This window comes from Amycolatopsis keratiniphila (genome assembly GCF_000400635.2).
Lineage (GTDB): Bacteria > Actinomycetota > Actinomycetes > Mycobacteriales > Pseudonocardiaceae > Amycolatopsis > Amycolatopsis keratiniphila.
In genome coordinates, this window is record NC_021252.1 from 6,440,901 (window position 1) to 6,462,873 (window position 21,973).

Genomic DNA, 21,973 nt, shown 5'->3' on the forward strand with positions numbered 1-21,973 from the left:
CGACCAGGAGAGGCGGCTCGGTGATGGCATCCAGTGCGGGCGGTTACCGAGTCGCCCCCGCCAGGCTCGAAGCGGCGGCGGCCGAACTCGAACAGCGCGCCGGCGTGCTCAAGACCGCGCAGACCGCGCTGGCGGGCGAGAACGTCCCCGCCACCGCGTTCGGCCAGGTTTCGGCTTCCAGCGCGGCTTCGGCCACGTACACCAAGACGATCAAAGACGTCTCGGGCAAACTCGACGGCCAGATCACCAAGGCGACGGTGATCCATCAAGGGCTGACGGCCGCTGGTGGCGGCTACCGGCGCGCCGACGTCCAGGTCGCCGCCTCGTACCGGTCGCTGATGCCGGAGAACCCGTTGCCCAAGGCCGGGAATCCGGCAGGCGTCGGCGGCGCGGCCGACACCGGATCGTGGGCCACCGCGATCGCCGAGAACCGCACGAAGGTCACCGACGCGCTGACCGCCGAACGCGAGCGGCTCGCGAATCTCCTGGCACAGGGCGGGAAAGCCGACGACATCGCGAGCGCGCGCACCCGGATCGCGCTGTACGAGGACATCCTCGCCAACGACCGGCAGATCCTGCGGTTCGACCCGTCCGGTAACGGGCGCATCGTCGAACTGGTCGGCCGCATCGAGCCGGGCACCCGCAACGTCGGATTGTTCGTCCCCGGCGTCAACACCTCGTTCGACAACTTCCAGAGCTACGCCGACCTCGGCAAGAGCCTGGTCGCCGCGGACGCCACCGGCCGGACCGCGATGGTGGTCTGGGCCGACGGGGTGTTCCCCCAGAACGTCGTCACCGAGGGCCCGGCAGCGCACTACGCGCAGACGATGGCGCCCGATCTCAAGGCGTTCGGCGACGAACTGCGCGGCCAGATCGACAGCCACGCCGGACCGGGAGTCGTGGTCACCGCCGTCGGGCACAGCTACGGCGGCGCCACCGTGGGGCTCGCCGAGCAGCTCGGGCTCAGGGCCGATCAGGTGCTGCACGTCGAATCCGCGGGCATGGGACACGGGATCTGGAGCCCGAGCGACCTGCCGGCCAGCCAGGCCGGTGTGCAGCGGTACTCCATGACGGCTCCCTTCGACCCGATCGTGATCGCACAGGGCAACGCGGGGCTGGTCGAATGGCTCGGCGCCGGGCACGGAGCGGACCCCGACCGCTTCCCCGGCGTCGTCGAACTGGAAACCGGCCGCGACGCGAACGGCGATCTGCAGTGGGGTTTCGATTCCCACAGCGGTGTGCTCAAACCGGGTTCCGATTCGTGGAACAACATCTACGGTGTGATCACGGGCGGCGCGGTCACGCACGAAGGCTTCACCGGCGGCTCGCTGCGCGAGATGGTCATCGAAGGCGTCGGACGAGGCTTGTGAGGGATTGTTCATGATCACGAGGCACACCGGACTCGACCCGCTGGCCGAGGACCTCACGGCGGTCATCGACGGTGTCGCGGGCACCTTCGGCACCACCGCGGAGCGCACCGTGGAAGGCGAACTGGACTGCGACCCCACTCAGCCAGGCCGGTCGCTCTGCTGGCAGTACGGCCTCCGGGTGGACGACGCGACCGACGCGATCCGCAAACTCGTCGAAGACGTCCTCCCCATGCTGGAAGGCCAGGGCTGGCGGTGGCGCGACCGCAGCAACCCGCGTGAGCTGATCGCGCAGTTCAGCCGCGACGGCGCCGACTTCAACGTGCACGTCTCCCGCGCCGGCGACGGCGTGGCCATCGTGGGCTCGACGGCCTGCGTATCCGTCCCCTAAACCCAGGGGGTCGCGAAAGACCTCGTGAGCGGCGGCGGTGTCCCCCAGTACACCGCTGCCGCTCACGAGGCGCGGAATCGCGAAGGTTTCCAGCCCCGTCGTTTGCCCCGCCGGACCGCGGCCACCACCACGCCGGCCGCGATGGCGAGGGCCACCCCGGCGATGGCGAGCACACCGGAGACCTTGTCCGCCTTGGTGGGGGCCGGGGCCGCCGCGGGGACGACGAACGTGTCCGGGCCGACGCTCGGCGGTCCTCCCGGGCCGGGCGTACCGGCCGGGATCGAGGCGGAAACGGCGGCGTAGGCGTCGATCGCGCCCCAGCCCCGGCGGGGATCGTGCCCACCGCTCGGACCGCGGTGCGCGGTCAGCGTCAGCCGCGCGACGACCTGCTCCGGCGACAGCCCGGGGTGATACGCGCGCACGAGCGCGGCGACCCCGGCGACGTGCGCGGCGGCCAGGCTCGGATCGCTCACCGGCCACCGGTGCGCCACCGTCCCGCCCGCTCCGGCGGACGTGCTGACCAGTTCGGCACCGGGCGCGGAAATCCCCACGTAGGCACCGGATTCCGTCTGCACGGCCTCGCCTGCCTGGTTGGTCGAACCCACGGCGAGCACGCCCGGTGTCGCCGTCGGGTACGACGTCTGGCCCTGCTGGGTCCCCGCGGCGGGCGAGACGATCAGCGCGCCCTTCTCCCTGGCGCGCGAGACGGCGCCGGTCAGCGCGGGACTGTCGGAAGCGGCCGGGACGGCGATCAGGATGATCCCGGCACCGCGGTTCAGCGCGGTCTCGATGGCGCCCGCGAGTTGTCCGGGATCGCCGCCGCCGTTCACCTGGGTGTAGCGGATCGGCAGGATCTTGGCGCCGGGCGCGATGCCGGTGAACGTCGTGGACGGATCCGGTTGCGCGCCGACGATCCCGGCGGCGATCGTGCCGCGGCCGTCGCAGTCTTCGGCCTCGGTGCCCTGCCCGCCGAGGAGCTGCCCCGGCGCGAACTGGCCGTTGCCGCCGTCGACGCCGGTGCCGATCACCGCGACCAGCTGGCCGGTGCCGCGGGACAGCGGCCAGAGCCGCACGGGATCGATCAGCCGCTGTCCCCACGGGACGGCCGCGGTGTAGGTACCCGTCGGGTTGGCGCACTGCTCGGCGACCGCCGTCGACGGGACGGGGGTGCCGAGCAGTGCCACGAAACCGACGCATCCCGCGACGGCACTTTTACCGGCAAAGCCCACCATTCCTCCAGAATCCCCTTGTCACACAAGGGAATTCTAGTGCGCCACGTCAGCGCAGGTCCATCCCGAGGTCGAGCGCGGGTGAGGAATGCGTGAGCGCTCCGACGGCGAGGAAGTCCACACCGGACTCCGCGTAAGCCCGCGCGACGTCGAGCCGCAGGCCGCCCGAGGATTCCAGGCGGGTCTTCGGGGAAACCTCGTCACGCCGGTCGACCGCCTTCGCGCATTCGTCGGGCGTGAAGTTGTCCAGCAGCACCTCGTCGGCACCCGCGGTGAGCGCCTCCTCCAGCTGGGCCAGGTCGTCGACCTCGACCTCGCAGTGCAGTTCGGGCGCGTGCTCGCGCGCGGCGGCGAGCGCCGCGGTCACCGAACCGGCGGCGACCACGTGGTTGTCCTTGATCAGCACCGCGTCGCCGAGCCCGAGCCGGTGGTTCACCCCGCCGCCCGCGCGGACGGCGTACTTCTCCAGCAGCCGGAGCCCGGGCAGGGTCTTGCGGGAATCCCTGACCCGGCAACCGGTCCCCTCCACCGCGGCCACCCAGGCGGCGGTCGCGGTGGCGATACCGGACAGGTGGCACAACAGGTTCAGCGCGGTGCGTTCGGCGGTGAGCAGGCCACGCACCGGGCCGCGGACGACCAGCGCGGGCTCGCCGGCGGTCAGCCGGTCGCCGTCGTCACGGGCGGCCAGGATCTCCAGATCCGACCCGAGCACGACGTCGAACACCGCCAGCGCCACCGGGATCCCGGCGACCACCCCGGCCGACCTCGGCGTGAGTTCGGCCAGCGCACGCGCGGATTCGGGGACGGTGGCGTTCGTCGTCGCGTCGGGCCCGTACCGCAGATCCTCGGCCAGCGCCGTCGTGACGACCCGGTGCACGTCGGCGACGTCGAGGCCGTGATCGGCCAGTGCCTTGACGACCCACGGGGAGAATTCGGTCATGCCACACCCTCCAAAGCGATCGGATCGGCCAGCACCGGCTGCCCCGAGGGGCTGAGCCGGATGAGCTGACCGCGCTGCCGGACGTCGTCGTCGCGTTCGGGGAAATCGGTCCGCACGTGGCAGCCACGGGACTCCGTACGGCGCGCCGCCGCCGCGACCAAGGCCTCCGCCACCAGGGTGAGCGCCGCGTCCTCCACGATCCTCGGTGTCCACAAAGGACTCTCGGTCACGGATAGATCGAGCACCGAACCCACGACCGCGAGACCTTCTGCGTCCCGGCCGATGGCGGCGTACCGGCTCATCGCCCGCTGCAACGCGTCCCGATCGGCCACCGGGACCTTCGCCGGCGGCAGGAGCACACCGCGGCGCGGGTCGCCCAGCAGGCCGGCGGCGAGGTCGATGGCGACCGCTTCCGCCACCCGCTGCCCGACCACCAGACCTTCGAGCAAACTGTTGGAGGCCAAGCGGTTCGCGCCGTGCAGGCCCGTCCTCGCGACCTCGCCCGCGGCGTAGAGCCCGCGGACACCGGACCGTCCGTCCACAGTGGTCACCACCCCGCCACAGGCGAAATGCGCCGCGGGGGTGACCGGGATCGGGTCTTCGGCCGGGTCCAGCCCGATCGCCGCGCACGCCGCGTGGACGGTCGGGAACCGTTGGGCGAAGCCGGAAATCCCGGTGGCGTCGAGGAAGACGTGGTCGTCGACACCGCCGGGCGCCTGCCCCATCCGGCGTGTGATGGCCGCCGACACGACATCCCGGGGCGCGAGATCGCCGAGCGGGTGGACGCCGCGCATCACCGAGGCGCCCGTCGCGTCGTGGAGGGTCGCGCCCTCGCCGCGCACCGCCTCGGTGACCAGCGGGAGGCGGCCGCGCGCGCCGGGTGTGAACAGGACCGTCGGGTGGAACTGGACGAACTCGACGTCCGCGACCTGCGCGCCCGCGCGCAACGCCAGCGCCAGCCCGTCCCCCGTGGCGAGCTCCGGATTCGACGTCGCCTGATAAAGCTGCCCCAGCCCGCCGCTGGCCAGGAGCACCGCGGGCGCCCGGACGACGCCGGGCACCCCGTTGTGGTCGAGGACGGTCACCCCGACGACCTCGCCCGCGGGCGTGCGAATCGCGTCGACCGCGATGTGGTGCTCCAGCACCGGGATCCGCCGGTCACCGGCCGTCGCGACCAGCGTCCGCTCGACCTCGGCGCCGGTCGCGTCGCCACCCGCGTGGATGACGCGGAACGCGCTGTGCCCGCCTTCCCGCGTGCGGGCCAGCTCGGGCCGCCCTTCGGCCGCCGGGTCGAACCGCGCCCCCTCCGCCCGCAGCCGGGCCACCGCGGCGGGGCCACCGGCGATGATCGACCGGACGGCATCCTCGTCGCACAGCCCGGCACCGGCGGTGAGCGTGTCCTCGGCGTGCTTGCCGACCGAGTCGCCTCGCTCGTGCTCGCCCTCCAGCACGACCGCGATGCCGCCCTGCGCCCAGCGGGTGTTGCCGTCGGAGACCGTCGCCTTGGTGACCACCAGGACGTGCAGGCCGAGCTCGTGCGCGCGCAGCGCGGCGGTGAGCCCGGCCACCCCGCTGCCGATCACCACGAGATCGGCGGCGGCCTCCCAGACCGGGTGGGTTTTCGCCTGGAGAGCGGTAACCGGGTCGGTCATTCTCCGCCGCCAGGCTGCCCGATCTCGATCATGCGCTGCACGGAAGCGCGGGCACGGGCGGCGGTCTCGGCGTCGACGTGGACCTCGTCGGCGCCCTCGCGCAGCGACCGCAGCAGGGCGGCCGGCGTGATCATCTTCATGTACCGGCAGGACGCCCGGTCGTTCACCGCGCGGAAGTCGATCTCCGGCGCGGCCTTGCGCAGCTGGTGGATCATCCCGATCTCGGTGGCCACGAGCACCGACGTCGCCTTGGTGTCGCGGGCGGCGTGGACCATGTCGCCGGTCGAGAGGATCTTGACCCGCTCGGGGGCGACGGCGCCCTCTCCCGCCAGGTACAGCGCCGAGGTCGCGCAGCCGCATTCCGGGTGGATGAACAGGTCGGCGTCCGGGTTCTCCGAGGCCCGCTCGGCCAGCTCGGCGCCGTTGATCCCGGCGTGCACGTGGCACTCCCCGGCCCAGATGTGCATGTTCTCCCGGCCGGTCACGCGTTTGACGTGCGCACCGAGGAACTGGTCCGGCAGGAAGAGAACCTCCTGGTCAGCGGGGATGGACGCGACCACGTCGACGGCGTTCGACGACGTGCAGCAGATGTCGGTCTCCGCCTTGACCTCGGCCGTGGTGTTCACGTACGACACGACGACCGCGCCGGGGTGCTCGGCCTTCCAGGCGCGCAGTTCGGCGCCGGTGATCGAGTCCGCCAGCGAGCAGCCGGCCCGCGCGTCCGGGATCAGGACCGTCTTCTCCGGCGCCAGGATCTTCGCCGTCTCGGCCATGAAGTGCACGCCGCAGAAGACGATGGTGGACGCGTCACTGCTCGCCGCGATGCGGCTGAGCGCGAGGGAGTCGCCGGTGAAATCGGCGATGTCCTGGATCTCGGGGACCTGGTAGTTGTGCGCGAGCAGGACGGCGTCGCGTTTGCGCGCGAGGCTGCGCACCTCCTCCGCCCAAGCCGCGTCGGCGACCACGCCACCGTACGGGGTCAAGTCGTTCTGCAGAGTGCTCGTCATCGTTCTGGCCCTCCTGGACCTGTCTCCGGTTTTCGCCTTATAATCGAAAACCGTGCGAAGTCATCTTAACACCCAGACCCCCCTCGCCCACGAGGTCTTGGGGGCGGTCCTTCAAGTGCGCTCGGACACACTCCGGGTCCTGCTGTGGCGGCGCGCGCTCGATCCGCACCTGGGCCGCTGGTCCCTTCCCGGCGGCAGGCTTCGCCCGGATGAAGACGTCGAGGCGTCCATCCGGCGGCAGCTCGCGGAGAAGGTCGACGTACGCCAGCTGAAGCATGTGGAGCAACTGGCCGTCTTCAGCGCCCCGGACCGGGTGCCGGGCCCCCGCGTCGTCGCGACGGCGTTCCTCGGCCTCGTACCGTCCGATGTGGACCCCGAGATCCCCGAAGACACCGAGTGGCACGACGTTTCCGAGCTCCCCCGGACGGCGTTCGACCACGAGTCCATCGTCCTGCGCGCGCGGGACCGCCTCCGCTCGAAGCTCTGCTACACGAACCTCGGCTTCGCGCTCGCCCCGGAAGAGTTCACCGTTTCGGCGTTGCGGAGGCTGTACTCGGCTGCGCTGGGTTACCGCGTGTCCGCGACGAACCTGCAACGTGTGCTGTCCCGGCGCGGGTTGCTCCTGCCCACCGGCCACACCGCCCCGCCCGGACGCAGCGGTGGCCGCCCGGCGGCGCTGTTCTCCTTCGCGGGCAAGGGGATGCAGATCACCGACCCGTTCGCGGTGTTCCGTCCGCCCACCGGGAAGTGACCGCCCTGCGAACTCCTCCCGGTCCCCGTACCTTGAACGGGTGACCGAGCCGAGCGAGGAGTCCACCGGGAAGGCGATCTTGCCGCTGTTCCCGCTACAGACCGTGCTTCTGCCCGGAACACACCTTCCGTTGCACATCTTCGAACCGCGGTACCGGCAGCTGATGGCGGACCTCGTCGCCGAAGTGGTCCCGGACCGCGAGTTCGGCGTCGTCGCGCTGCGTTCGGCGATGATCAGGGAGGTCAGCGGGCCCGAACACGTCCACGAGTTCGGCTGCAGCACGGTGCTGCGCGAGGCGAAACGGCTGCCGGACGGCAGATTCGACGTCGTCACCACCGCACGGCGCCGGTTCCGGCTGCTGGAGATCGACCGCGTCTCCGCGCCGTACCTGATCGGCTCGGTCGAATGGGTGCCCGACGACCGCATCGCCACGGTGCACGGCGACACCGTGACCAGGCTCGCCGACGTCGCGAAGGCCGCCCACCGGCGCTACTGCGAGTCCGCCTGGAACGACGAGGACTGGACCACCCCGCCCGAGGACGGTGACATCGCGGCACTCGCGTACCGGCTCACCGCCGACTGCCTGCTCCCGCTGGAGGACCGGCAGCGCCTGCTGGAGGAGACGAACCCGCTGCGGCGGCTGCGGATCGCGTGCCGTCTGCTGACGCGGGAGGCCGGGTTCCTGAGCACGCTGGGCGCGGTGCCGATGCCGCCGGGGGAACTCGGCGAGTTCACGCGCCCCTCGAACCTGAACTGAAGCGCCGGGCCCCTCGCTCCCTGCCGGCCGCCGCTCCCTCGCCGGGGGCCGAAGGGCGCTTTCCCCGCATGCGACGCGACGAAAGCTCCCTTCACCACGCGAGACGCGGCGAAGGTCCCTTTAGCCCGCCCTCCCCCTGCCCCGAATGCTATGAAAGGTCCTTTCCTTGCAAATTTTGCAAGGAAAGGACCTTTCATAGCGCGCGTGAGGTGCCGACCCGCGTCATGAAAGGGCCGTTCAGGACAAAAAACGTCCTGAACGGCCCTTTCATGACATCCGCGAAGCGCTACTTGCCGGCCTCCGAAGAACCCCCGTCGTCCGACCCGTTGCCGGTCCCGAACTTGCTCCACACCTTCCCCGCAGCCCCGGACACCGCCTCGCCGACGTCGCTGAACACCTTCGTCAGCGGGTCGGTCGAGCTGTTCCAGGAGTCCTTGTACGACTTCGCGGCCGACTTCAGGTCGTCGGTCCAGGTGGACGAAGGCGCGTCCTCGTCACGGCGCGGGTACTCGCCGGCCAGGATCCCCCGGTACTCCTCAGACGCGGCCCACTTCTGCAGCTGGGCGGCGCGCACGACGGCCAGCGGATGCGACATCGTCTCGACGTAACGCAGCTTCAGGTAACTGTCGCGGATGTCGTCGACCGATTCGTACTCCGAAGCCTGCTGCAGGAAGGCCGGGATGTCGATCTTCGACGGGTCGATCCCGCCCGCGACCAGGATCTGCGAGCGCAGCGCCGCCGTCGGGTCCTGCGAGCACAGCAGCCCGGCGCGGTCGCAGGACAGTTCGGCCTTGCGGTACCACTCGCGCAGCGCCGCGATGACGACACGGATGCCGATCGCGCTCACCGGCGTCCACGACATCGACATCTGCAGGCCGATCAGCCGGATCATGATCGTGCGGTACACCGCGTGCCCGGACAGCACGTGCCCCATCTCGTGCCCGATCACGAACCGCAGCGACGCGAGGTCCATCGCCTCGACGGCCGCGGTGTTGAGCACGATGAACGGCTCGTCCATCCCGATCGTCTGCGCGTTGACCTCGGGGCTGCGGGCGACGAACAGGTTCGGCACGCGGTCGAGGTCGAGCGTTTCGGCGCATTCGTGGCGCAGCCTGTCCAGTTCCGGATACTGCGTCGGGCCGACCCGGATCGCGGACGCGAGCGCCATGAGCCGCTCACCGCGTTCGGCGTAGAAACCGGAAACCGCCTTCACGACCTGCGCGAACCCCGGAACGGCGCGCAGGGTGGCCAGTGCGCCGCGATCGACGGGGTGTTCGTAGGCGCGCGGGCTGATACCCGGGAAGCGGACGGCGTTGTGCCGGGAAACCTCGATGTCGTCGGTCAAGAGAAAGCCCCCTAGAGAAGTTGCCGCCCACCCTAGAGGAAATTCGTCAGCCGAGGCGGCGGCCCAGGTCTTCCCGTCCGTTCCACGCGGTCAGCAGCGTGTACGCCAGCGTCGTCATCAACGGCGCGGCGAGCATGATCCACGTCGATTCGATCTGCGGCGCCTTCGCGATGACGTCGCCGACGGCGGGCGCGGCACCGATCTCGTAGCGGCCGTTGGCGAACGCGACGCCCATCGTCGTCCCCAGCCAGCCCGCGAGGGTCGCGCCGCCGGTCGCGGCGATCAGCACGACCGGGCCGCGGCGTTCCCGCAGCAGCCAGGTCACGATGCCGATCAGCAGCCCGGCGCCGAGCGCGAGGAAACCGTAGACGGCGAGGTCGTCGAAGCGGTGCCAGCTCTCCAGCTCCAGCGGGGCGAGACCGCCCTGGTCGTTGATCACCCGCATCCGCTGGGGCGGCGCGAGCCTCGCCCACAGCCAGGCCAGCGGGAAACCGAGCAGGCCGGCCGTGGACAGGACGCTGACCGCGGGCAGCAGATCGGCCTTGACGACGACCTTGGGGTACGGGCGGCGAGGCCTCGGCAGCACGGGCACCGACCAGGGGTCGGGCACGCTGGAAGACAGGTGCGCCGGTTTACCCGTCGTCTCGCCCAACCCCGGACTCCTCCCTCGTGCTGCTTGTGCAGAGCGTAACCAATGACGCCCCCAGCGCACGCAACCCGGCACCGAATGGCGGGAAAGTGTCAGCCGGCTAGTTCACCGTGACGGCTGCACCGGGCCGTCCACCCGACCGGGGTGATCTGGACGACCATCCGCCGCGCGCAGTACGTGCAGTACCGCGGCGGCTCGAGTGCCGTTCTGGGATTGTGGCAAGCCGGATGCTCCGCGCCACCGTCGGACGTCTGTCCACAGTGGACGCAGTACGCCGCAGGGTCAGAGGACGTCACTGATCGCCTTCACCGGCATCTTCAGCTCTTCGAGCATCGCCAGGTCCGCGGTGGCCGGGCGGCCGAGGTTGGTCAGGTAGTTGCCGACGATGATCGCGTTGATGCCGCCGAGCATGCCCTGCTTGGTGCCCAGGTCGCCGAAGGTCAGCTCACGTCCGCCGGAGAAGCGGAGCAGCGGACGGGGCATCGCGAGCCGGAACGCGGCCACGGTGCGCAGCGCGTCCTTGCCCTCGACGACCTCGTAGTCCTCATACGGCGTGCCCGGCTGCGGGATGAGGAAGTTCATCGTGCACTCGTCCGGGTTCAGTTCGGCCAGCTGCGCGGCGAACTCGGCGCGCTGCTCGACGCTCTCCCCCATGCCGATGATGCCGCCGCAGCAGACCTCCATGCCCGCCTCGCGGATCATGCGGAGAGTCTCCCAGCGCTCTTCCCACGTGTGCGTGGTGACGACGTTCGCGAAATGCGAGCGCGCGGTCTCCAGGTTGTGGTTGTAGCGGTGCACGCCCATCTCGACGAGCTCGTCGACCTGCTCCTGGGTGAGCATGCCGAGCGAGCACGCGATCTGGATGTCGTTGCCGTCCTCGCGGATGGCCTTGATCCCCTCGCGGACCTGCGAGAGCAGCCGCTTGTCGGGGCCGCGGACGGCGGCGACGATGCAGAACTCGGTCGCGCCGGTCTCGGCGGTCTGGCGGGCGGCCTTGACCAGGCCGGGGATGTCCAGCCACGCCGACCGCACCGGCGTCGGGAACCGGCCGGACTGCGAGCAGAAGTGGCAGTCCTCCGGGCAGCCGCCGGTCTTGAGGCTGATGATGCCCTCGACCTCGACCTCGGGGCCGCACCAGCGCATCCGGACCTCGTGGGCCAGCGCCAGCAGGTCGGTCAGGCGGTCGTCGTCGAGCCGCAGGACTTCGAGGATCTGCTCCTCGCCGAGCCCGACACCGCGCTCGAGGACCTGGTCACGCGCCACGGCGAGGATGTCGACGGTCTCCGGGGCAGTGGTCACGAGGCGGCTCCTGTTCGAGGTGGGGCGGTGAAGCGAAGGCACATCATCGTGCACGACCGGGCGGCTCGGCCACAGCGACGCAGGTCACTTCTGTGCCGAGGCCCGGCCGACGAAGCATTCCGGATCGAATTCACCACCGAACCACGGCGAAAGACCCGTCTTGGCCCGGTCGGCGAACTCCTCGGGCCCGGCCGTGCCCAGGCCTGCGGGCAGCACGCCCAGCAGCGGGGCCCCGGCGGCGACCGGCAGGTCCCGCAGATTCGACACCGCCGCCAGATCCGGCTCGTCCGGCCACGATCCGATGATCACCCCGGCCACGGTCAGCCCGCGTTTGGTGGCGACCTCGGCGGTCAGGGCGGTGGCGTTGAGCGTGCCCAGCCCGGCCTCGGCGACGATGATGACCAGCGCGCCCAGCGACCAGGCGACATCGGCCAGCGTGGCCCCGTCGGCGTCGAAACGCACCAGCAGCCCGCCCGCGCCCTCGATGAGGGTCAGGTCGTGTTCGCCGTCGAGGTCGCTCGCCGCGGCGGCGATCTCGCTCGGGGCGAGCGTCGGCAGTCCCGAAAGCCTGGCCGCCGCCTCCGGCGACAGCGGATCCGGGTACCTCCGCAGCTCACGGGTGGTGACCGGGCCGGCGAGGCGAAGGACGTCGGCGAGGTCGCCCGGCTCGTCCGGGCCCACTCCGGTCTGCGCCGGTTTCAGCACGGCGACACGCTGGCCCTGACCGGCGGCCAGAGCGGCGATGGCGGCGGTGGAGATCGTCTTGCCGACACCCGTACCGGTGCCGGTCATGACCAGCATGCTCACGTGCGTTGAATCTAGTGGGTCGGAATCGAGTCCCGCTGAACGGCTTCCGTTAGCCCCCGGATGCGGTGACGACCCCGACCGGGGTGAACGACGGGCTCCCGTCGTCCGACAGGTAGACCTGCGCCGCCCCGACGTCGAAGTACATCCCGGTCAGGTGCAGCTCGCCGCGCGCCTCCGCCTCGGCGATCAGCGGATAGTGGCGCAGGTGCTCCAGCTGCTGGAGCACGTTCTTGAGCGCGAGCCGGTCGACCTCGCTGCCCGGGCGTTCGCCATCGAGGGTCACCGTGGCCTCGCGATGCGCGCTCGGCTCGGCGTGCCGCAGCCAGGAGGCCAGCATCGGCGCGCCGTCCGGGGCTCCGGTGGCCAGCGCCTGCATCGCGCCGCAGCCGGAATGACCGCAGACCACGATCTCGCGCACCTTCAGCACGCCGACGGCGAACTCGACGGTGGCGCCCATCGACGGATCGGCCCGGCGGGCGGGCACGAGGTTCCCGATGTTGCGCACGGTGAACAGGTCACCGGGACCGCTCGTGGTGATCATGTTCGGCACGATCCGCGCGTCACCGCAGGTGATGAACAGGGTGTGCGGCGACTGACCGGCGGCCAGCTTGCTGAGCGCGGGCTGCATGAGCGCGGCGGTACGCCGCTGGAACTCGGTCGCCCCGCGCAGGGTGGGCCCGCCGCGCTGTCCGGGCAGTTCGACGTCCTTGGCCTGCCAGTCGGACCACGGGGCGAGGAAGCGCGGCACCGAACGCGCCGCGGCCGTCCGGGTCAGCGTGGGATCTCCGGATTTGCCCTTGGCGAACCACGGATGCCCGACCTCGTCGACAGTCACCGTGCCGCCGGCTCGTTCGTGGCCCTGCTGCCAGTTCGACAGGCTCTCGAAGGCGGCGTGATCGAGGTAGTCGACGACCAGTTCCAAGGTCACCTTCGCGCCTTCGGGCACGGTCGCGAGCACACGGCTGAGCCTCGGCACCGAAAGGAACGTCAGGACGCCTTCGACGACGACGCGCCATTCGTCGCCGTCGCGCTCGGCGTGGATCCCGGACCACACCGTGCGCCGCAGCATCAGCAGCACCGACAGCGCGATCCCGAGCAGGACGCCGGTGAGCAGGTCGAAGACGACTACACCGGCGAGCGTCACCAGGTACAGCCCCAGGTCACCGTGCTTGAGGACCTGCTTCATGTGGCCGGGGTTCACCAGTTTCGCGCCGACGTGGACGAGCAGACCGGCCAGCGCGGCGAGCGGGATGTTCTGGATGAGCCCGGCGAACGCGGCGACGAACACCAGGATCCAGACGCCGTGCAGGACCGCGGACGCCCGGGTGCGCGCACCGGCGGCGACGTTGGTCGAGCTGCGGACGATCACGCCGGTGACGGGGAGACCGCCCAGTGCGCCGGAGGTCATGTTCGCGGCGCCCTGGCCGATCAGTTCGCGGTCGAGGTTCGACCGCGGCCCGGTGTGCATCTTGTCGACGGCGACGGCCGAAAGCAGGCTTTCCACGCTCGCGATGAGGGCGATGGTGACGACCGCGACGGCGAACGCGCCCCAGCCGGTGTCCGGGAATTCCGGCGCGAAACGGATGTTGAGCAGGTCGCCCGGCAGGTCGACCCGGGGCAGGGTCATCGCGGTGGCGACGGACAGCACGGTCACCAGCGCGATCGCGGCGAGCGGGCCGGGCACCTTGCGGACGGCCTTGGGCAGCCGCGGCCACACGAGCAGGATGCCGATCGTGAGCACGCCGATCAGCGCGGCGGTGTCGTGGTGGCCGACGATCTGCGCGGGCAGTTGCGCGATGTTCTCGAGCGCCGAACTCTGCGCCGCTCCGCCCAGCACGACGTGGAGCTGGCCGAGCACGATCGTGACGCCGATGCCGGCCAGCATGCCGTGGACGATGGCGGGCGAGATGGCGAGCGCCGCGCGGGCGATCCGGCTCAGCCCCAGCAGGATCTGCAGCGCGCCCGCGGCGACGGTGATCGCGCAGGTGGTCGCCCAGCCGAAGGTCGCGATGGTCTCGGCCATGATCACCGTCAGGCCGGCGGCCGGGCCGCTGACCTGAAGCACGGAGCCGCCGAGGGCTCCCGCGACCACACCTCCCACCACGGCAGCGATCAGCCCCGCGACGATCGGCGCCCCTGACGCGAGAGCGATCCCGAGGGAAAGCGGGACGGCGACGAGGAACACCACCAACGAGGCGGGCAGGTCGTGACGAAGCACGGCGAGAGGTTTGGGCTTCTTAGAACTGGCGAGCATGATCACCAGGAAACTGGTGAATTGTCCGATTCGCACCACCTGATCGAGTGAACATCACTCTACGAACGGGTGGCGTGGCCCACTTTCGCCTCGATTCGTTGCCTGGAGATGACTCCAGTGTTGCGAAAAGCCTTGTCCTGTCCCGGATCCTGGGAACTATCGGTCGGCCGCCCGGCCAAGATCGTCGTGAGTGGCGAGGACGGTTAGAACCGTCCTCGCCACTCACGACGTGTCAGGACTTCACCGGGGCCGCCGCCGAGGTGAACGACCGCAGCGCTTCGTCGAGCAGGTACACGTTCGCCTTCCCGACGTCGAAGTACATCCCCGTCAGCCGCAGTTCCCCGCGCGCCAGCGCGGCGTCGACAACTGGGTACGAACGCAGGTTTTCCAGTTGCTGCACCACGTTGTGCAGCGCGAGCCGATCGCCTTCGTGCGACGGCCGCACGCCGTCGAGCAGCACCGGCCCTTCGCTTTCCCTGCGCCGCATGGTCGCCTCGCCATGACGGAGCCAGCCGCCGAGATGCGCGAGGCCGGCGGGCGCGTCCCCGAGCAACGCCTTCATCGCGCCACAGCCGGAATGCCCGCACACCACCACTTCCCGCACCCGCAGCAGCCCGACGGCGTACTCGATCGCCGCCCCCACCGAGAAGTCCGCTTCGGCGCGCGGGACGAGGTTCCCGATGTTCCGCACGGTGAACAGGTCACCCGGCCCGCTCGTGGTGATCAGGTTCGGGACGATCCGCGCGTCGCCACAGGTGATGAAGAGCGTATGCGGCTGTTGCCCGTTCGCCAGCCCGTCCCAGGTGCTCCGCAGCAGCGGCGCCGTCCGCCGCTGGAACTCCGAAGCACCGCGGCACAACGGAACGCTGCCGCCGCGCTGGCTCGGCAGTTCGAGATGTTCGGCCTGCCATTGCGACCACGGCGCGAGCCAGCGCGGCACCACGCGGGACGCCACGCCGCGGCGCACGGTCGGCACACCCGCCTTGCCGCGTTCGAACCACGGATGCCCGATCTCGTCGACGATCACGGTTCCCCCGGCGCGTTCGTACGCGCGCTGCCAGCCGCGCAGGCAGTCGAAAGCGGCGTGGTCGAGGTAGTCGACGAACAGTTCCAGCGTCACCTCCGCCCGCTCGGGAACTTCCCCCAGCACGGTCGTGAGCCTTGGCACGGAAAGGAAAGTGAGCGCGCCTTCGATGACGACGCGGGTCCGCGAGCCGTCCCGTTCGACGTGGATCCCGGAGAACAGCATGCGGCGCAGCATCAGCGCGAGCGCCACCGCGATCCCCGCGGCGACCCCGGTCAGCAGGTTCACGGCGACCGCGCCGAGCAGGGTCGCGAGATAGACCGGCAGATCACCGTGACGGCGGACCTCGCGGAGATTGGTGAGGTTGACCAGTTTGGCGCCGACGTAGACGAGGAGACCGGCGAGCGCGGCGAGCGGGATCAGCCGCAGCGCGCCCGCGAGGAACAGACAGCAGCCGAGGATCCAGACGCTGTGCAGGGTCGCCGACATCCGGGTGCGGGCGCCAGCTTCGAAATTGGTCATGGTGCGCACGACGACGCCGGTGACCGGGAACCCGCCGAGCGACCCGGCGGCGACGTTCGCCAGGCCCTGGCCGACCAGTTCGCGGTTGAGGTCGGTGCGCTGCCCGTCGCGGAGTTTGTCGATGGCCACGGCGGAAAGCAGGCTCTCCAGGCTGGCGATGAGCGCGATGGAGAGGACGGCCCCGATGATCGCGGCCCAGGACCCGGACGGCACCTCGGGGACGAAACCCAGCCCCGGCAAGCCGTTCGGGAGGTCGACGCGCGGCAGGTCCATCCCCGCCGCGACGGAAAGGCCGGTCGCCAGCGCGACGGCGGCGAGCGGCCCGGGGACGCGGCGCACCGATCGCGGCATCCGCGTCCAGGCCAGCAGAACACCGACGGTGACGACACCGATCAGCGCGGCCTGGTCGTGGTGCCCGACGATCCGGCCCGGCAGCGCGAGGACGTTCTCGATCGTGGAACCCCGCGCCGTGCCGCCGAGCACGACGTGCAGCTGGCCGAGGACGAGGATCAACCCGATCCCGGCGAGCAGGCCGTGCACGATGGCGGGCGAGATCACCAGTGAGGCGCGGGCGACGCGGCAGAGGCCGAAGAGGATCTGGACCAGGCCCGCCCCGGCGGTGATCGCGCAGGTGGCGGCCCAGCCGAAGGTGGCGATGCTCTCCGCGATGACGATGGTCAGCGCGGCGGAGGGACCGCTGACCTGCAGGGGAGAGGCGCCGAAGAGGCTCGCGACGATCCCGCCGACGACGGCGGAGACGAGTCCCGCGAGCAAGGGGGCTCCGGCGGCGTGCGCGACGCCGAGCGAAAGCGGGACGGCCACGAGGAAGACGACGACCGAAGCCGGGACGTCGTGGCGGAGGTTCTTCAGGAGGGTCGATGCGGGATTGCGGCGGCCCGGAGGCCCGGTGTCGTGCTCGTCACCAACGATGTCGATCATGGGGGCAGGAAACCGGATCGGCGCGCAAAAGTCCGCTACGCAAAGGTTTCTCAGGTTTGCTTGTGCGCCAGCGAACTAGGACATACCCGGCTTTCGCGACAAAGCACCCGAGAAGGACCCCGATCGGACTCGCCCGTTCGCTTGACCAAGATCAACTCGCGACCACGCTCTGTACCGAGCGTGGCCTCTCCGGAATGCTGTGGCCGCTGTCACACTCTTTGGGCTGAATTTTGCCGTTTTTACGCTTTTTGTGCGGCCGACACCATTGCGGAAGTGATCGCGGCGAGGTCGTCCGCCTCGGAGATGTAGGGCGGCATCGTGTAGATCAGGTTCCGGAACGGGCGCAGCCAGACCCCGTTCCCGGTCAGGATCTCCGTCGCCACCGCCATGTCCACGGGATGGTCCAGTTCGATCACGCCGATGGCGCCGAGCACGCGCACGTCGGCGACCGCGGGGAGTTCGCGAGCCGGTTCGAGCCCGGCCTTCAGCGCGGCCTCGATCCGCGGGACGTCGGACCTCCAGCCGCCTTCGGCCAGGATCCCCAGCGAGGCGTTGGCGACGGCCGAGGACAGCGGGTTCGCCATGAACGTCGGGCCGTGCGCCAGCACGGGCAGCTCACCGCGCGAGATCCCGTCGGCGATCTCCGGGGTGCACAGCGCCGCCGCCATCGTCAGGTACCCGCCGGTCAGCGCCTTGCCGAGGCACAGGACGTCGGGCGTGACCCCGGCGTGCTCGGCGGCGAACATCCGGCCGGTGCGGCCGAAACCGGTGGCGATCTCGTCGAAGATGAGCAGGACGTCGTTCGCCTCGGTGATCTCGTGCAGCGCGCGCAGGTACGCGGGCGGGTGGAACCGCATCCCGCCGGCGCCCTGCACGACCGGCTCGACGATGATCGCGGCCAGCTCACCCGCGTGCCGCCCGATCTCGGTCGCGAGCAGCTCCAGGTAGTCCTGATCCGGCTCGTCGGCGAAACCGCCGGGCGGCCTGGGCAGGAACAGCTGATCCGGCAGGATCCCGCGCCACAGCGAGTGCATCCCGCCCTCGGGGTCGCAGACGCTCATCGGCGTGAACGTGTCGCCGTGGTAGCCGCCGCGCCAGGTCATCAGGCGCCGCTTTTCCTTGCGCCCCACCGACTGCCAGTACTGCAGGCACATCTTGACCGCGACCTCGACCGACACCGACCCCGAGTCGCACAGGAAGACGTGACGCAACCCCTCCGGCGCGAGGTCGACGAGGGTCTTCGCCAGCCTGATCGCCGGTTCGTGGGTGAGCCCGCCGAACATCACGTGGCTCATCCGGCCCGCCTGCTCCGCCAGCGCCGCGTCCAGCACCGGGTTCCGGTAGCCGTGGATCGCCGCCCACCACGACGACATGCCGTCGATCAGTTCGCGGCCGTCGTCGAGGGTGAGCCGGACCCCGCTCGCCTCGCGGACCAGCAGGGAGTCGATCGTGCTCGGCATCGGCCCGTACGGGTGCCAGACGTGTTCCGCGTCGAGCGCGAGGAGTTCGGCGGCGTCCATCCGGCGACCCTACGACACGCCCTCCTCAGCGCAGGCGCACAGGGAGGGTCTCCAGACCGTGGACCAGGGTGCTTTCCCGCCACCGCAGGGTTTCCGGTTCGGCGTCCAGGCCGAGGGCGGGGAACCTCTCCAGCAGCCCGCGCAAGGCGATCTCGGCCTCCAGCCGAGCCAGCGGGGCGCCGACGCAGTAGTGGATGCCGTGGCCGAACGCGAGATGCCCCGACGCCGAACGCGTGACGTCCAGGCGGTCCGGGTCTTCGAACCGTCCGGCGTCCCGGTTCGCGCCCAGCAGGGAGACGAGCACGAACTCGCCTGCCGGGATTTCGACGTCACCGACGGGCACGGCCTCCTTGGTGAACCGGATGGTCGCCAGGTGGATCGCGCCGTCGTAGCGCAGGAACTCCTCGACCGCGCCGGGGATCAGGGCGGGATCAGACCGGAGGGCGGCCAGCTGGTCCGGCTCCCGAAGCAGCGCCAAGACGCTGTTCGCGATCAGGTTGACCGTCGTCTCGAATCCCGCCACCAGCAGCAGGAACGCCATGGCCAGCAATTCGTCCGCGGTGAGCGAATCGCCTTCGTCGCTGGCGTGGATCAGGGCCGAAAGCAGGTCATCGGCGGGCTCGGCGCGCTTCTCTTCGATGAGGTCGACGAGGTACGCGTGCATCTTCGCGGCCGCGGCCTGGAGTTCCTCCGGCGTCGACCAGGCGACCATCGTGTTCGACCAGGTCGCGAACGCCGGCTGGTCGCCCGCGTGGACGCCGAGCAGTTCGCAGATCACCCGGATCGGCAACGGGACGGCGAAAGCGGGCAGGAGGTCGATGCGCTCGGCGTCGCCGATGCCGTCCAGCAGTTCCGCGGTGATCTGCTCGATCCTCGGCCGCAGACGGGAAACCGTACGGGAGGTGAAGGCCTGGTTGACCAGTTTGCGCAACCGCGTGTGGTCCGGCGGATCCGAGTTGAGCATATGCGCGCCGAGCGCGCGGACGGCGTTGTCGGCCGCGGATTCGAAACCGTCGCGTTCGAAGAGCCGCCGGATCGCCTCCGGATCCTTGCCCACCCGGGAATCCGCGAGGATCGCGCGGGCTTCGGCGTATCCGGTGACGATCCAGACGTTCAGGCCGCGCGGCAACCGGACCTTGCGGGCCGGGCCCTCTTCACGCAGCAGTGCCGAAACCCGGTGTGGATCCTGGACGAGCTCCCAGTCCAGGTTCTTCGGTTCCCCCATCGGTACGCCTCCCCCGGCGCGCCGGTCAGCGTTCGGCCAGCGCGGCCACCACTCGCTCGGTCACCTCGGTCCAGTATGCCCGCTGTTCCTCGCGCTCGTCGGCGCCCGCGAGCCATTCCTGGTGGAAACGGAGCGTGGTCTTCTGGTCGGTGCCGCTCACCGTGATCTGCAGGGTCGAATCGTGGTCCCAGTCCTTCGGGCGCCAGGTCAGCCGGAGCTTGTCGCCTTCGGAGCGGCCGCGGATCTCGCCGGTCGTCCCGTTGGCCGTCTCGTACGCCGCGCCCAGCTCGTGGCCGAGTTCGGCGCCCGGACCGAGCCAGATGCCGACGCCCTCGCGTCCGACCAGGAAGTCCCACACCTGGGTGCCGCTGTACGGCACCGTCTGGGAAACGCCTACCTGCCAACCACTTCCGGCTGTTTTGGCCGTTGTCTTGGTCACCGGGCCATCATCCCATCGGGTGTACCGTGCGACAGTCACCGGTCCGGGTGGAGGATGTCTTCCCGTGCGCTACCGTCCGATTTCTCCCGCTCTGCTGGTCTCCGAACTGACCGAGCGCATCACGGCGATCACGGGCCGCCGCCGGATCGCGGTCGCGATCGACGGCGCGGCCGGTGCGACCAACACCACAGAACTCGCCGACGCCCTGGTCGATCCCCTGCGGATCGCCGGTCACGCGGTGTTGCGGATCTCGGCGAACGACTTCCTCCGCCCCGCCTCGTTGCGCTTCGAACGCGGCAAGGAGGACCCGGACTCGCGCTACAGCGACTGGCTCGACCTCGGGGCCCTGCGCCGCGAAGTGCTCGACCCGCTCGCCGAGGACGGAAGCGGCCTGGTCCTCCCGTCCTTGTGGGATCCCGTCCGCGATCGCGCCACCCGCGCCGAACGCGTCGAACTGCCCGAGGGCGGCGTCGTCCTGCTGGACGGCGAGTTCCTGTTCGGCGCGGGGCTCGCCTTCGACCTGAGCGTGCACCTGTGGCTCTCGCCCGGCGCGCTGAAGCGGCGCGTGCCCGACGCCTGGGCACTCCCCGCTTACGCGCGCTACGAACAGGAAGTCGATCCGTCGGCGCTGTCGGACGTGGTGATCCGCGTCGACGATCCGAAGCATCCGGCGCGTTACGAACCCTGATTCCTCAACGCACCGCCGCGACGGGGTCGCCGTCGAGCAGGCCGGAAAGCCGGCTCGCCATGGTGTCCCACCGCCAGTTCTCGCCGACCCAGTCGCGACCGGCGGCCCCCATCCGCCGTGCCCGCACCGGATCGGCCAGCAACGCGGCCAGCGTCTCCCTCAGCTGCTGCTCGTCGCGGCCGTCGACGACGTGCCCGGTGACCTCGTCCAGCACCGTTTCCGGTGCACCACCGGAATTCCCGGCGACGACCGGCAGCCCGGTCGCCGACGCTTCCAGGTACACGATGCCCAGGCCCTCGACGTCGAGCCCCTTCCCGCGCGTCCGCGCCGGCATCGCGAAGACGTCACCCGCGTTGTAGTGCGCGGGCAACTCCTTCCACGGCACCGATCCGGTGATGACGACGCTGTCCTCGACCCCCAGCGCTTCGACGAGTCCGGTGAGCGTCTTGCGGTACGGACCGCCGCCGACGAGCAGCAGCGCCACGTCCGGGATCCGCTTGCGCAGCTCGGGCAGGATCTTGATCAGCATGTCCTGGCCCTTTCGCGGCACCAGCCGCGAAACGCAGACGATCGTCGGCCGGTCGGCGAGCCCGTGCCGCTCGCGGATCTCCTTGCCGGCGGCCGGATCCGGCCGGTAGAGCGCGGTGTCGACGCCGCACGGGAGCATCTCCAGCCCCGCCATCGGGCCGAAGGCGGCCGAAAACCGGGAACGCGTGTACTTGCTGACGTAAGTGATCACGTCGACGGTGTCGCCGATCCGCCGCAGCGCCTGCCGTGAGCCCGGCAGCATCGACCAGCCGACCTCGTGTCCGTGCGTCGACGCCAGCACCCGGCGCGCGCCCGCCGCCCGCAGCGGATGCCCCAGCAACGCCAGCGGCGCCGCGGCGCCGAACCAGACGGCCTCGCAGTCGCGGGCGCGCATGATCTCCTTCGCCCGCTTGAGCACGTCCGGGGTCGGCAGCATCAGCGACGTCGGATGGCGCACCACCTCGAACGGGGCGGCGGCGTCGAACTCGCCGTGCGAGCCGGTGCTCGACTCCCATGAGGGGGCGTAGACGACCAGGTCGTCCGCGGGCAGGCGGGTGGCCAGCGAGTTCAGGTAGTTCTGGATACCGCCCGGCCGGGGCGGGAAGTCGTTGGTCACCAGCAGGGTCCTCAGCACCCCTGC

20 protein-coding genes are annotated in these 21,973 nt (G+C 70.6%); 5 read left to right on the top strand and 15 right to left on the bottom strand.

Features of this window, described 5'->3' with window-relative positions; translation table 11 throughout:
• The first annotated feature begins 23 nt into the window (after positions 1–23).
• Together AORI_RS69465 and AORI_RS69470 are read left to right on the top strand one after the other, a co-directional pair.
• The gene (locus tag AORI_RS69465) at positions 24–1,370 is read left to right on the top strand and encodes an alpha/beta hydrolase (RefSeq protein WP_043848280.1); all 1,347 of its coding nucleotides are present in this window, start codon (positions 24–26) and stop codon (positions 1,368–1,370) included.
• A gap of 10 nt (positions 1,371–1,380) precedes the next feature.
• Complete coding sequence (locus AORI_RS69470) at positions 1,381–1,758, top strand: hypothetical protein (RefSeq protein WP_043849066.1); 378 nt, start codon at positions 1,381–1,383, stop codon at positions 1,756–1,758.
• 62 nt (positions 1,759–1,820) lie between these two features.
• Here AORI_RS69470 and AORI_RS69475 read toward each other — a convergent pair whose 3' ends face one another.
• From AORI_RS69475 to nadA, 4 genes are read right to left on the bottom strand one after another with little or no spacing between them, the layout of a single operon-like run.
• On the bottom strand, positions 1,821–2,990 hold the full coding sequence (locus AORI_RS69475) for a S8 family serine peptidase (protein WP_016336015.1): 1,170 nt from the start codon (positions 2,988–2,990) through the stop codon (positions 1,821–1,823).
• 46 nt (positions 2,991–3,036) lie between these two features.
• A complete protein-coding gene (gene nadC / locus AORI_RS69480; RefSeq protein WP_016336016.1) occupies positions 3,037–3,927 on the bottom strand; it encodes a carboxylating nicotinate-nucleotide diphosphorylase in 891 nt (296 codons plus the stop codon).
• Positions 3,924–5,579 carry an L-aspartate oxidase gene (locus AORI_RS69485; protein ID WP_016336017.1) on the bottom strand — a complete coding sequence of 552 codons (1,656 nt, stop codon included), beginning with the start codon at positions 5,577–5,579 and terminating at the stop codon, positions 3,924–3,926. The genes nadC and AORI_RS69485 overlap by 4 nt, the downstream gene beginning before the upstream one ends.
• Positions 5,576–6,586, bottom strand: coding sequence for a quinolinate synthase NadA (nadA, locus tag AORI_RS69490; protein WP_016336018.1), 1,011 nt, complete (start codon positions 6,584–6,586; stop codon positions 5,576–5,578). The genes AORI_RS69485 and nadA overlap by 4 nt, the downstream gene beginning before the upstream one ends.
• A 115-nt stretch (positions 6,587–6,701) precedes the next feature.
• Here nadA and AORI_RS69495 point away from each other — a divergent pair, with 115 nt between their 5' ends.
• The gene (locus AORI_RS69495) at positions 6,702–7,337 is read left to right on the top strand and encodes an NUDIX hydrolase (protein ID WP_016336019.1); all 636 of its coding nucleotides are present in this window, start codon (positions 6,702–6,704) and stop codon (positions 7,335–7,337) included.
• 40 nt (positions 7,338–7,377) lie between these two features.
• Positions 7,378–8,094 carry an LON peptidase substrate-binding domain-containing protein gene (locus AORI_RS69500; RefSeq protein ID WP_016336020.1) on the top strand — a complete coding sequence of 239 codons (717 nt, stop codon included), beginning with the start codon at positions 7,378–7,380 and terminating at the stop codon, positions 8,092–8,094.
• 286 nt (positions 8,095–8,380) lie between these two features.
• On the opposite strand, the gene AORI_RS69505 is transcribed toward AORI_RS69500, so the two are convergent.
• The 10 genes from AORI_RS69505 to AORI_RS69545 form a co-directional block, all read right to left on the bottom strand.
• The gene (locus AORI_RS69505) at positions 8,381–9,439 is read right to left on the bottom strand and encodes a M48 family metallopeptidase (RefSeq protein ID WP_016336021.1); all 1,059 of its coding nucleotides are present in this window, start codon (positions 9,437–9,439) and stop codon (positions 8,381–8,383) included.
• A gap of 46 nt (positions 9,440–9,485) precedes the next feature.
• Positions 9,486–10,091 (bottom strand): DUF2567 domain-containing protein, encoded by a 606-nt coding sequence (locus AORI_RS69510; RefSeq protein WP_016336022.1) that lies wholly within the window; start codon positions 10,089–10,091, stop codon positions 9,486–9,488.
• 89 nt (positions 10,092–10,180) lie between these two features.
• A complete protein-coding gene (gene bsaP / locus AORI_RS84465) occupies positions 10,181–10,384 on the bottom strand; it encodes a biotin synthase auxiliary protein BsaP (protein ID WP_081809725.1) in 204 nt (67 codons plus the stop codon).
• On the bottom strand, positions 10,371–11,387 hold the full coding sequence (gene bioB, locus AORI_RS69515; protein ID WP_016336023.1) for a biotin synthase BioB: 1,017 nt from the start codon (positions 11,385–11,387) through the stop codon (positions 10,371–10,373). The genes bsaP and bioB overlap by 14 nt, the downstream gene beginning before the upstream one ends.
• Before the next feature lie 84 nt (positions 11,388–11,471).
• The gene (gene bioD, locus AORI_RS69520; RefSeq protein ID WP_043848281.1) at positions 11,472–12,194 is read right to left on the bottom strand and encodes a dethiobiotin synthase; all 723 of its coding nucleotides are present in this window, start codon (positions 12,192–12,194) and stop codon (positions 11,472–11,474) included.
• A 49-nt stretch (positions 12,195–12,243) separates the two neighbouring features.
• Entirely contained in the window at positions 12,244–14,448 is a 2,205-nt protein-coding gene (locus AORI_RS69525; RefSeq protein WP_043849068.1) for a SulP family inorganic anion transporter, read from the bottom strand.
• Between the two features lie 232 nt (positions 14,449–14,680).
• Entirely contained in the window at positions 14,681–16,933 is a 2,253-nt protein-coding gene (locus AORI_RS69530; protein ID WP_016336026.1) for a bifunctional SulP family inorganic anion transporter/carbonic anhydrase, read from the bottom strand.
• A 239-nt stretch (positions 16,934–17,172) separates the two neighbouring features.
• Positions 17,173–18,453, bottom strand: a complete 1,281-nt coding sequence (locus AORI_RS69535) for an adenosylmethionine--8-amino-7-oxononanoate transaminase (protein WP_016336027.1) — start codon at positions 18,451–18,453, stop codon at positions 17,173–17,175.
• 25 nt (positions 18,454–18,478) lie between these two features.
• Positions 18,479–19,678 (bottom strand): cytochrome P450 family protein, encoded by a 1,200-nt coding sequence (locus tag AORI_RS69540; RefSeq protein WP_016336028.1) that lies wholly within the window; start codon positions 19,676–19,678, stop codon positions 18,479–18,481.
• Positions 19,679–19,703: 25 nt separating this feature from the next.
• Positions 19,704–20,057, bottom strand: a complete 354-nt coding sequence (locus AORI_RS69545; RefSeq protein ID WP_016336029.1) for an SRPBCC domain-containing protein — start codon at positions 20,055–20,057, stop codon at positions 19,704–19,706.
• Positions 20,058–20,181: 124 nt separating this feature from the next.
• Between AORI_RS69545 and AORI_RS69550 the strand changes: the two genes are divergently transcribed.
• Entirely contained in the window at positions 20,182–20,805 is a 624-nt protein-coding gene (locus AORI_RS69550; protein ID WP_016336030.1) for a nucleoside/nucleotide kinase family protein, read from the top strand.
• A 4-nt stretch (positions 20,806–20,809) separates the two neighbouring features.
• Here the strand turns inward: AORI_RS69550 and AORI_RS69555 are convergent, their stop codons facing one another.
• The gene (locus tag AORI_RS69555; RefSeq protein WP_200870939.1) at positions 20,810–21,967 is read right to left on the bottom strand and encodes a glycosyltransferase family 4 protein; all 1,158 of its coding nucleotides are present in this window, start codon (positions 21,965–21,967) and stop codon (positions 20,810–20,812) included.
• Positions 21,968–21,973 lie beyond the last annotated feature (6 nt).